General features: G+C 58.0%; 12 protein-coding genes and 1 other RNA gene. All 13 read left to right on the top strand.

Going from position 1 to position 8,615, the window contains the following annotated elements:
• Positions 1 to 184, top strand: a 184-nt coding sequence (rpmI, locus tag VGK48_23715) for a 50S ribosomal protein L35 (GenBank protein HEY2384192.1), incomplete at its 5' end; no start/stop codon positions are given.
• 87 nt (positions 185 to 271) lie between these two features.
• On the top strand, positions 272 to 637 hold the full coding sequence (gene rplT, locus VGK48_23710) for a 50S ribosomal protein L20 (protein HEY2384191.1): 366 nt from the start codon (positions 272 to 274) through the stop codon (positions 635 to 637).
• A gap of 81 nt (positions 638 to 718) precedes the next feature.
• Positions 719 to 1,756, top strand: coding sequence for a phenylalanine--tRNA ligase subunit alpha (pheS, locus tag VGK48_23705; protein ID HEY2384190.1), 1,038 nt, complete (start codon positions 719 to 721; stop codon positions 1,754 to 1,756).
• 17 nt (positions 1,757 to 1,773) lie between these two features.
• Positions 1,774 to 3,786, top strand: coding sequence for a phenylalanine--tRNA ligase subunit beta (gene pheT / locus VGK48_23700; GenBank protein HEY2384189.1), 2,013 nt, complete (start codon positions 1,774 to 1,776; stop codon positions 3,784 to 3,786).
• Between the two features lie 2 nt (positions 3,787 to 3,788).
• Positions 3,789 to 4,016 (top strand): hypothetical protein, encoded by a 228-nt coding sequence (locus VGK48_23695; GenBank protein ID HEY2384188.1) that lies wholly within the window; start codon positions 3,789 to 3,791, stop codon positions 4,014 to 4,016.
• Positions 4,009 to 4,293 carry a cell division protein ZapA gene (locus tag VGK48_23690; protein ID HEY2384187.1) on the top strand — a complete coding sequence of 95 codons (285 nt, stop codon included), beginning with the start codon at positions 4,009 to 4,011 and terminating at the stop codon, positions 4,291 to 4,293. The genes VGK48_23695 and VGK48_23690 overlap by 8 nt, the downstream gene beginning before the upstream one ends.
• A gap of 14 nt (positions 4,294 to 4,307) precedes the next feature.
• Positions 4,308 to 4,496: non-coding RNA, 6S RNA (gene ssrS / locus VGK48_23685), on the top strand.
• A gap of 10 nt (positions 4,497 to 4,506) precedes the next feature.
• Positions 4,507 to 5,283 carry a TIGR00282 family metallophosphoesterase gene (locus VGK48_23680; GenBank protein HEY2384186.1) on the top strand — a complete coding sequence of 259 codons (777 nt, stop codon included), beginning with the start codon at positions 4,507 to 4,509 and terminating at the stop codon, positions 5,281 to 5,283.
• A 9-nt stretch (positions 5,284 to 5,292) separates the two neighbouring features.
• A complete protein-coding gene (gene ffh / locus VGK48_23675; GenBank protein ID HEY2384185.1) occupies positions 5,293 to 6,636 on the top strand; it encodes a signal recognition particle protein in 1,344 nt (447 codons plus the stop codon).
• Between the two features lie 151 nt (positions 6,637 to 6,787).
• On the top strand, positions 6,788 to 7,021 hold the full coding sequence (gene rpsP, locus VGK48_23670; protein ID HEY2384184.1) for a 30S ribosomal protein S16: 234 nt from the start codon (positions 6,788 to 6,790) through the stop codon (positions 7,019 to 7,021).
• Between the two features lie 91 nt (positions 7,022 to 7,112).
• Positions 7,113 to 7,343 carry a KH domain-containing protein gene (locus VGK48_23665; GenBank protein ID HEY2384183.1) on the top strand — a complete coding sequence of 77 codons (231 nt, stop codon included), beginning with the start codon at positions 7,113 to 7,115 and terminating at the stop codon, positions 7,341 to 7,343.
• A 6-nt stretch (positions 7,344 to 7,349) separates the two neighbouring features.
• Positions 7,350 to 7,865, top strand: a complete 516-nt coding sequence (rimM, locus tag VGK48_23660; GenBank protein HEY2384182.1) for a ribosome maturation factor RimM — start codon at positions 7,350 to 7,352, stop codon at positions 7,863 to 7,865.
• A gap of 12 nt (positions 7,866 to 7,877) precedes the next feature.
• Positions 7,878 to 8,573 carry a tRNA (guanosine(37)-N1)-methyltransferase TrmD gene (trmD, locus tag VGK48_23655; GenBank protein ID HEY2384181.1) on the top strand — a complete coding sequence of 232 codons (696 nt, stop codon included), beginning with the start codon at positions 7,878 to 7,880 and terminating at the stop codon, positions 8,571 to 8,573.
• Positions 8,574 to 8,615 lie beyond the last annotated feature (42 nt).

The following is an 8,615-nucleotide window of genomic DNA, read 5'->3' as shown; positions in this document are numbered from 1 at the left end:
AACCCATAGAGGCGCCGCCAAACGCTTCAAACTGACAGCCACCGGCAAAGTAAAACGCCGGCACTCATTCGCACGCCACATCCTGACGAAGAAAGCGGCGGGCCGGAAAAGAAAACTCAGCAAGGCGACCATCGCCAGCGATCCGGATTCGAAGATCATCCGGCGCATGTTGCCCTACGCGTAATGTGAAGTCAGCGGGCCGCGCGAAGCGCAAGCGCGATAGCGCGCAGCAGGTAAGATAGGCCCGACGCTTAAATGAAGGAGTCTCCCAGTGCCTCGAGTTAAACGTGGAACAAAACGGCATAACCGCCGCAAGAAGCTTCTCGGCCTTGCGAAGGGCTATTACCTCAGCAAGAGTAAGCTGTATAAATTTGCCAAAGAGTCCGTCGAGAAGGCTCTCGTCTATGCATATCGCGACCGCAAGGTGCGCAAGCGCGAATTCCGCCGCCTGTGGATCATCCGCATCGGCGCGGCGGCGCGGCAGAATGGATTGAACTACAACCAGTTCATTTCCGGGCTGAAGGCCGCCGGCGTGGATATGGATCGGAAAATTCTGGCGGACGTGGCTCTTCAGGATCCGGCGGCATTCACGCGGCTGGCAGAAACCGCAAAAGCCGCCGTCCCGAAGGCGAGCTGATCGCCATCGGCATTTATTATTTGTTTCGCCCTATCGGGCTCACACTCGCTCCGCTCGTGCTCAACATATGGGGTTTACGAGGTGTCTTCTAACGACGGGATCGGCAGGCTTCGAGCCATCGAGCAGCAGTTCGATGCGGAACGTGTATCTGTCGCCGACCGCAAGTCGCTAGAGGACGCCCGCACCCGGTATCTTTCCCGCAAAGCCGGCCTCCTCACCCTCGAACTTCAGAGCCTCGGCAAGCTTCCCAAAGAGCAACGCGCGGAGTTCGGCCGCATCGCCAATGAAGTCAAAGTCAAAATAGAAACCGCCCTGGAGACGCTCGAAAGCTCGATCTCGGCGGGCGAGAAACAGACGGTGCTCGAACGCGAACGGCTCGATGTCTCTCTGCCCGGCACCCGCCGGCGCGCCGGGCACCGCCACCCCTTGACGATCGTTCGCCGGGAAATCGAAGACATCTTCATCTCGATGGGTTATACCGTTGAGGACGGCCCGGAAGTCGAAAGCAGCTACTACAACTTCGACGCCCTCAATATTCCGGCCAGCCATCCGGCGCGCGATCCACGCGACACCTTTTATATTTCCGAGAACCTGCTGCTGCGCACGCATACCTCTCCGGTGCAGGTACGCACGATGGAGAAAATGCAGCCTCCGCTGCGCATCATCTGTCCCGGCCGGGTCTACCGGCGCGACGCCTTCGACCCGACGCATTCGCCCATGTTCCACCAGGTGGAATGCCTGCTGGTCGACGAGGGAATCACGTTCGCGGATCTGAAGGGCACTCTCGAACGATTCCACAAACAGTTCTTCGGCCCGCAGACGCAGACCCGATTGCGTCCGAGCTTCTTCCCGTTCGTCGAACCCGGCGCCGAAGTCGACGTCTCCTGCGTGTTTTGCGCAGCGGCCGGCTGCCGTGTCTGCAAACAGACCGGATGGATTGAAGTGATGGGAGCCGGCATGGTTCATCCGAACCTGTACGGATTCGTGAATTACGACGCCGAAAAGTACAGCGGGTTCGCGTTCGGCGGCGGCATCGAACGCTACACGATGCTGAAATACAACATCAACGATCTGCAGTTGTTTTTTCAGAACGATATGCGGTTTCTCGAACAGTTTTAGCGCGAAGCATTAGTGAAATGAAGATCAGCTACAACTGGCTAAAGGAGTTCGTCGACATCCCGGAAGCGCCGAAGGAACTGGGCGGCCGCTTCACCGGTATCGGTCTTGCCGTTGATGCGTTGGAAGCGGCCAATGGCGACTCCGTGTTCGAACTCGATGTCGCCACCAACCGGCCGGATTGCCTGAGCCATTTCGGTGTGGCGCGCGAAGTTGCCGTCGTTTATGACGCGCGCCTCAAGCCGCCGGATTTCGATCTTCACGAGGGCGAAACGAAAGCTAGTGATGTGTTCTCCATTTCGATTGCCGATCCGGACCTGTGCGCCCGTTATTGCGGACGCTACATCGCAGGAGTCAAGATCGGTCCGTCGCCGGAATGGTTGAAGAACCGGCTCGAATCGATCGGAGTCCGATCCATTAATAACGTCGCCGACGTCACCAACTATGTGATGTTCGAGCTGGGCCAGCCGCTGCACGCTTTCGATGCCGACCGGATCGGCGGACAGCAGATCATCGTCCGGCGGGCCGGCTTCGATGAAAAGATCACGACGCTGGACGGCGTCGAGCGGCCGCTCAATCCGTCGATGCTGGTCATCGCAGACGTATCGAACGCCGTCGCCGTGGCGGGAGTCATGGGCGGAGCCGATTCGGAAATCTCGTCCGCAACCTCCAACGTGCTGCTCGAAAGCGCGAACTTCGACCCGCTCTCGATCCGCAAGACGTCGCGCGGCCTCGGCCTGTTGAGCGAGGCCTCCTATCGCTTCGAGCGCGGCGCGGACCCCGAAATGGCGCGCTACGCCTGCGACCGCGCGGCCGCGCTGATTCAGGCTCTGGCCGGCGGCACGATCTGCCGCGACGTCATCGATGTTTATCCGCGCAAGTGGCAGCCGGCCACCGCCAAACTTCGCGCGAAACGTATCGAAGGATTCCTCGGCGTTCCGGTCGAACACGCCATTGTCGATCGCATTTTCGAAAAGCTGGGGTTCAAGGTCGATCACACGGCCGACGGCTGGTCCGTCCAGGCTCCGAGTTACCGGCCCGATATCACGCGCGAAGAGGATCTCCTCGAAGAGATCGCGCGCCATCACGGCTTCGACAAATTCCCTGCCCGGCTGCCGAAGTGGGCCGGTTACGGCTCGGGATTGCCGGAGGAATCGAAAGAACGCGTACTGCGCAACGTCCTCGCATCGAGCGGCTACTCGGAGACGATTCCGATGGCATTCAGCGATGAGCCGGCCGAACGCAGGTTCCGCCCGGACACAAAGCCCGTGGTGCTGATGAATCCGATGTCCGAGGAAGAGGCGATTCTGCGGACCTCGCTGGTTCCCTCGATGCTGCGCACGATTCAGTGGAACGCCAATCGCGGCATTCGCGACCTCCAGCTCTACGAGATCGGCAAGAGCTACTCGGCCGAGGGCGAGAGCCGCTCGTTGATCCTGGCGGCTACCGGCGCTCTCCGCACCAAAAGCGTTCACGAAGCCGAACGCGAATTCGACTTCTACGACTTGAAGGGCGACGTTGAAGACCTTCTGGAAACCTTCAACGTCCGCTTCGCTCCGAACGGCGAGCGGCTCCCGGCCTACTACCACCCGGGGCGCGCGGCGCGTATCGGCGACGTCACGGTCTTCGGCGAACTGCATCCGGATTATGCCGGCGAGTACAAATTCCGGCATCACGTTTATCTCGCGGAATTCAGCGTGGATCTCCTGTTGGAATCCGGGACGCAGCACGCCATCCGCTCCGTTGCGAAATTTCCTTCGATCCGCCGTGATTTTTCTTTGCTGCTCGATCGCAACAGGATTTACTCGGATGTCGAGCACGCCGTGCGCGCCGTGAATATTCCGGAGTTGGTGAAGGTGGAACCTTTCGACAAGTTGGACGCGGGCCCGTTTCCCCTTTCGAAATATGCGCTCGCCATTTCGTTGCTGTACCAGTCGCCGGAGCGGACGCTCACCGACGAAGAAGTCGAGGGCTTCGACCGGCAAATACTCGATTCGTTAAAACAGCGCCTCGGCGCGGAATTAAGGCAGTAATCATGACTTCGTCTTCGTCTTCCGATTCCTTTACAGAACTTGAAGCGAAAATCGTCCGGACCATCGAGGTCGTCAAAACGACGCGCCAGGAGCTCGCCTCCGCGCGCGCTCAAGTCAAAAACCTGGAAAAAGAGCTTGAGCAGTTGAGGCGCGAGCGCGATCTGGTCAAGAATAAGGTAGAGTCCCTGCTTGAAGCGCTATCGGAACTGAACGAGGAGACCGTTGTCTAACCCAAGACCGCGCACGATCGAGGTTCAGATTTACGACCAGACGTATTCGATCGTTCTCAAGTCGGCTCTTTCCGAATCGGAAGTTCGAAAGCTTGCCCAGGAAGTCGACGACCGCATGCGGAATATCGCGGTGCAAGCCAACACGCCGGACTCGCTCAAGGTTGCGATCTTGACTGCCCTGCACCTGGCACAGGAGTACAAGGAATTGCAACGAGTCTGCGAAGGAAAAACCGACGAGTGGTCCCGCGCATTGGACCAGGTTCTCAAGCGCGCGTAATGTGCTATGATCGAAATACCCTGCGGAGAGCGTGATGGTGTCAGCAAAATTTGAACCAATGCTTATTTGTTAGGGAGTCCGATTGACGCGTGGTGTGTGGGCCTTACCCTTCGGGGTCCCGAGGTCCCCTAAAACGTGGATAGGATGCCCACCTGTTTAACAGGTTCAAATAAGTGATGCCACACGCCTCATGCGGGTCCTTCTGAATCCCCCATGAAAATTCTGTTTATCGGAGATACGGTCGGAAAGGCCGGCCGCACGATTGTCCACCAGCATCTGAAACATCTGCAGGAAGAGTACGCCGCCGATCTGACGATTCTGAACTGCGAGAATGCGGCCGCGGGTTTCGGCGTCACGCCGAAAATAGCGGACGAGCTGTTCGATTGGGGCATCGATGTGCTGACCTCCGGCAATCACATCTGGGACAAGAAAGAGATCATGGGTTACCTGTCGACCCATACCCGGATTCTGCGTCCGGCGAATTATCCGGCCGACAATCCCGGCCGCGGCCTCGCGATTGTCAAGACACAATCGGGCGAAGAGGCGGCGGTGTTGAATCTGCAGGGCCGCGTCTTCATGCCGCCGACCGACGATCCGTTCCGCGTGGCCGATGCGGAACTGGCAAAGGTTCCGAAGCACATCAAGGTGATTTTCGTGGACATGCACGGCGAAGCCACCTCGGAAAAGGTCGCGATGGGCTGGTATCTGGACGGCCGTGTCTCCGCCGTCGTCGGGACGCACACGCACATCCCCACGGCCGACGAACGAATCCTTCCCGGCGGCACCGCCTTTCAAACCGACGCCGGAATGGCCGGTCCCTTCTACTCCGTCATCGGGGTCATCAAAGAGGAAGTGATCCGGCGCTTTTTGACCTCCATTCCGGACAAATTCGAAACCGCATCCCAGGACGCCCAGCTCCACGGCGTCTTTGTAGACGTCGATTCGGCTACCGGCAAGGCGCGCAAAATCGAGCGGGTTCAGCGGTTATAATTAAGAGTTATGTTCGAGAACTTATCCGACAAATTACAACGCGTATTCAAAAACCTCCGCGGCGAAGGCAAACTGTCCGAACTGCACCTGGACGAGGCGCTGAAAGAGATCCGGATGGCGCTGCTCGAAGCGGACGTGAACTTCAAAGTGGTGAAGCAATTCACCGACGCGGTCCGCGAGAAAGCCCTCGGCCAGGAGGTCATGCAGAGCCTCAGCCCCGGCCAGCAGGTGGTGAAGATCGTCCGCGACGAACTGGTCGAAATGCTGGGCGGCTTGAATGTCCGCCTGAATTTCGCGCCGCAGCCTCCAACCGTGATCATGATGGTCGGACTTCAAGGCTCGGGCAAGACGACATCGTCCGGAAAACTTTCGAACTGGCTTCAGAAGGGCGGGCATCGTCCGCTCCTGGTTTCCGTGGACGTCTACCGGCCGGCCGCGCGCGAGCAGTTGAAAGTGATCGCCAAAGACATCGGCGTGAAACTGTGGGAGGGCAATCCCGACGATAAGCCGCTGCAGCTGTGCCAGGACGCCGTTCGTGAGGCGCGAAACACGGCCCACGATGTGGTCGTCATCGATACGGCGGGCCGGCTCCACATCGACGAAGCCCTGATGAACGAGCTTCACGAAATCAAAGAAATCGTGAAGCCCAACGAAATCCTGTTCGTTGCCGACGCCATGCTCGGACAGGACGCCGTCAAGAGCGCCCAGCAATTCCACGAACGGCTCGGATTCAACGGCTTCATCCTCACCAAGATGGACGGCGATGCCCGCGGCGGCGCCGCCCTCTCCATCAAGCAGGTCACCGGCCAGCCGGTAAAATTTGTCGGAACCGGGGAGAAGTACGATGCCCTCGAACTGTTCCACCCCGATCGCCTGGTCTCCCGCATCATGGGAATGGGCGACATCCTCTCGCTGATCGAAAAGGCCGAAGAAGTCGTCGACAAGAAGAAGGCCGTCGAGATGCAGGAGAAGATGCTGTCGGACAGCTTCACGCTGGACGACTTCCGCGATCAACTCAAGCAGATCCGCAAGCTCGGCTCGCTCGAACAGATCATGAGCATGCTCCCGAGCATCGGCCCGTTCAAAGAAATGCAGAAAGCCAAGATCGACGAGAAAGAGCTCGTCCGGGTGGAAGCCATCATTAACTCCATGACCCCGAAGGAGCGCCGGAATCATCAAGTCATCAACGGCAGCCGCCGGAAACGCATCGCCAAAGGCAGCGGAACCAGCGTTCAACAGGTCAATCAGCTCCTGAAGCAGTATGTCCAGACCCGCAAGATGATGAAGGGAATGAAGAATTCGTTCTTCGGTAAGCGGTTGAAAGGCATGAAATTACCGGAAATGCCGTTTTAGCCGCAGATGACGCGGATGACGCAGATGGGGCGCATCAGCAGGCGCTTTTTTCGCGCCCCATCTGCGTCATCCGCGTCATCTGCGGCTAAATAGAATGATCCAATGATACAATTCTACGGTTTCGCTATAAGGAGGAACGCTTTTGGTAACAATGCGTCTATCCCGGATCGGGTCGAAGAAACGTCCCTATTACCGGATTGTTGTGATCGACAAGCGCCGTGCTCGGAACGGCCGCTTTCTGGAGGTGATTGGTCAATATAACCCGATTGCCAATCCTGTTCAGATGGAAGTGAATGCCGAGCGAACCCAATATTGGCTTTCAAAGGGAGCGCAGCCGTCCGAGACGGTCCGAAGCATTCTTTTGAAAAAAGAACTTGTAAAGTAGCGTAAAAGTCTTTCCGGGCCCCCGATCGCGGTTCATACTATTTGTAGCCCTAATTTTCCAGCTCAACGCAGAAGCGAGTGTCGGAGGTGCTATGAAGGAGCTCATTGAGCAGATCGCGAAAGCGCTTGTGGATAATCCGGACCAGGTAACTGTGAAGCCAATCGAAGGGGAACAAACGACGGTCCTTGAGTTGAGAGTTGCTCAAAGCGACCTGGGTAAAGTCATCGGTAAGCAGGGTAGAACAGCCCGATCGATCCGAACCATTCTCAGCGCGGCCGGAATGAAGCTGAAAAAGCGGTTCACGCTCGAGATCTTGGAGTAGCGCTTCATCAGTCAGCCGGAAGCCTCCTATATATCCATCGCGCGGATCACCAGAACCCAAGGCCTCAAAGGGGAGGTCCGAATCGAGCAATTGCTCGAGGAAGACGCCGCCTTCGAGCCGGGCCGCCGGGTCCTGCTCGGGGAAGAACAGTCGGAGATTGAATTGTTCCGGCGGCAGCATGGCCGGTGCGTTGCCAAGTTCAAAGGCATCGATACCATCTCCCAAGCCGAGAGGTATATTGGCCGGGAGATCCGGATCGCCGCCGACACGCTGCCGGCGGTGGCCGAAGGTTGGTTTTACACCTTTCAATTGAAAGGGTGCCGCGTCTACACAGCCGGCGGGGAATACCTCGGTGACGTCACCGACGTCCTCGGCGCCGGCGGGTCGGAGATACTGAAGGTCGATCGCGGGAAGGAAGAAACGCTGATCCCGTTCGCTCAGGAATATTTGAAGGCGATCGATCTGGATCAGCGAAGAATCGATGTGGAATTGCCGGAAGGGCTTCGGGATTTGAATAAATGAGGAAGGCAGAATCTGCTTCTCTTTGATGTTATTACGATCTTCCCGGAATTCTTCAGAGGCCCCTTCGATTTCGGTATCATCCGCCGGGGCCGGGAAAGCGGACTCATTGAAATCCGGGTCCACGATCTGAGGGAGCATACCTCAGACAAGCATCGAACGGTCGACGACAGGCCGTTCGGCGGCGGCGAAGGAATGGTTTTCAAGCCCGAACCGATCTTCAAGTCGGTGGAGGCGGTTCGGAAGAGCGAGCAGGCGGAAGTCGTCGTCCTCAGCGCGGCGGGCCGGAAATTCAATCAGGCGGAGGCGCTGCGGCTGGCGAAGGCGGAGCAGATCATCTTGATCTGCGGCCGCTACGAAGGCATCGACGAACGCGTGGTAGAGCACTTGGCGACGGCGGAGATCTCGATCGGAGATTTCATCGTTTCCGGCGGCGAGATTGCGGCGGCAGTGGTGGTCGATGCGGTGACGCGATACGTTCCGGGCGTGGTCGGCAAAGAAGAGTCGGTTCTTCGCGATTCGTTTTCCGACCCGGCGGCGGATATACAAATGGTCGAGCATCCGCATTACACCCGGCCCGCGGAATTTCGCGGCTGGAAGGTGCCGGAAGTTTTGATTTCGGGCGACCACGGGGCAGTTCGGAATTGGCGGCGCGAAGCGGCGCTCAAAAAGACGGAAAGAAACAGGCCGGATTTACTGGAGTCATTATGAATGTACTGGATATGGTAGAGAAAAAGCAGTTGCGCACGGACA

The organism is Terriglobia bacterium (genome assembly GCA_036496425.1).
GTDB lineage: Bacteria > Acidobacteriota > Terriglobia > 20CM-2-55-15 > 20CM-2-55-15 > 20CM-2-55-15.
This window is presented reverse-complemented; position numbering and strand designations above follow the sequence as displayed.

Excerpts from the sequence above, each read along its gene's own strand:
- pheT (HEY2384189.1), top strand. The coding sequence starts at position 1,774 with ATGAAGATCAGCTACAACTGGCTAAAGGAGTTCGTCGACATCCCGGAA.
- VGK48_23695 (HEY2384188.1), top strand. The coding sequence starts at position 3,789 with ATGACTTCGTCTTCGTCTTCCGATTCCTTTACAGAACTTGAAGCGAAA.
- VGK48_23680 (HEY2384186.1), top strand. The coding sequence starts at position 4,507 with ATGAAAATTCTGTTTATCGGAGATACGGTCGGAAAGGCCGGCCGCACG.
- ffh (HEY2384185.1), top strand. The coding sequence starts at position 5,293 with ATGTTCGAGAACTTATCCGACAAATTACAACGCGTATTCAAAAACCTC.
- rpsP (HEY2384184.1), top strand. The coding sequence starts at position 6,788 with ATGCGTCTATCCCGGATCGGGTCGAAGAAACGTCCCTATTACCGGATT.
- VGK48_23665 (HEY2384183.1), top strand. The coding sequence starts at position 7,113 with ATGAAGGAGCTCATTGAGCAGATCGCGAAAGCGCTTGTGGATAATCCG.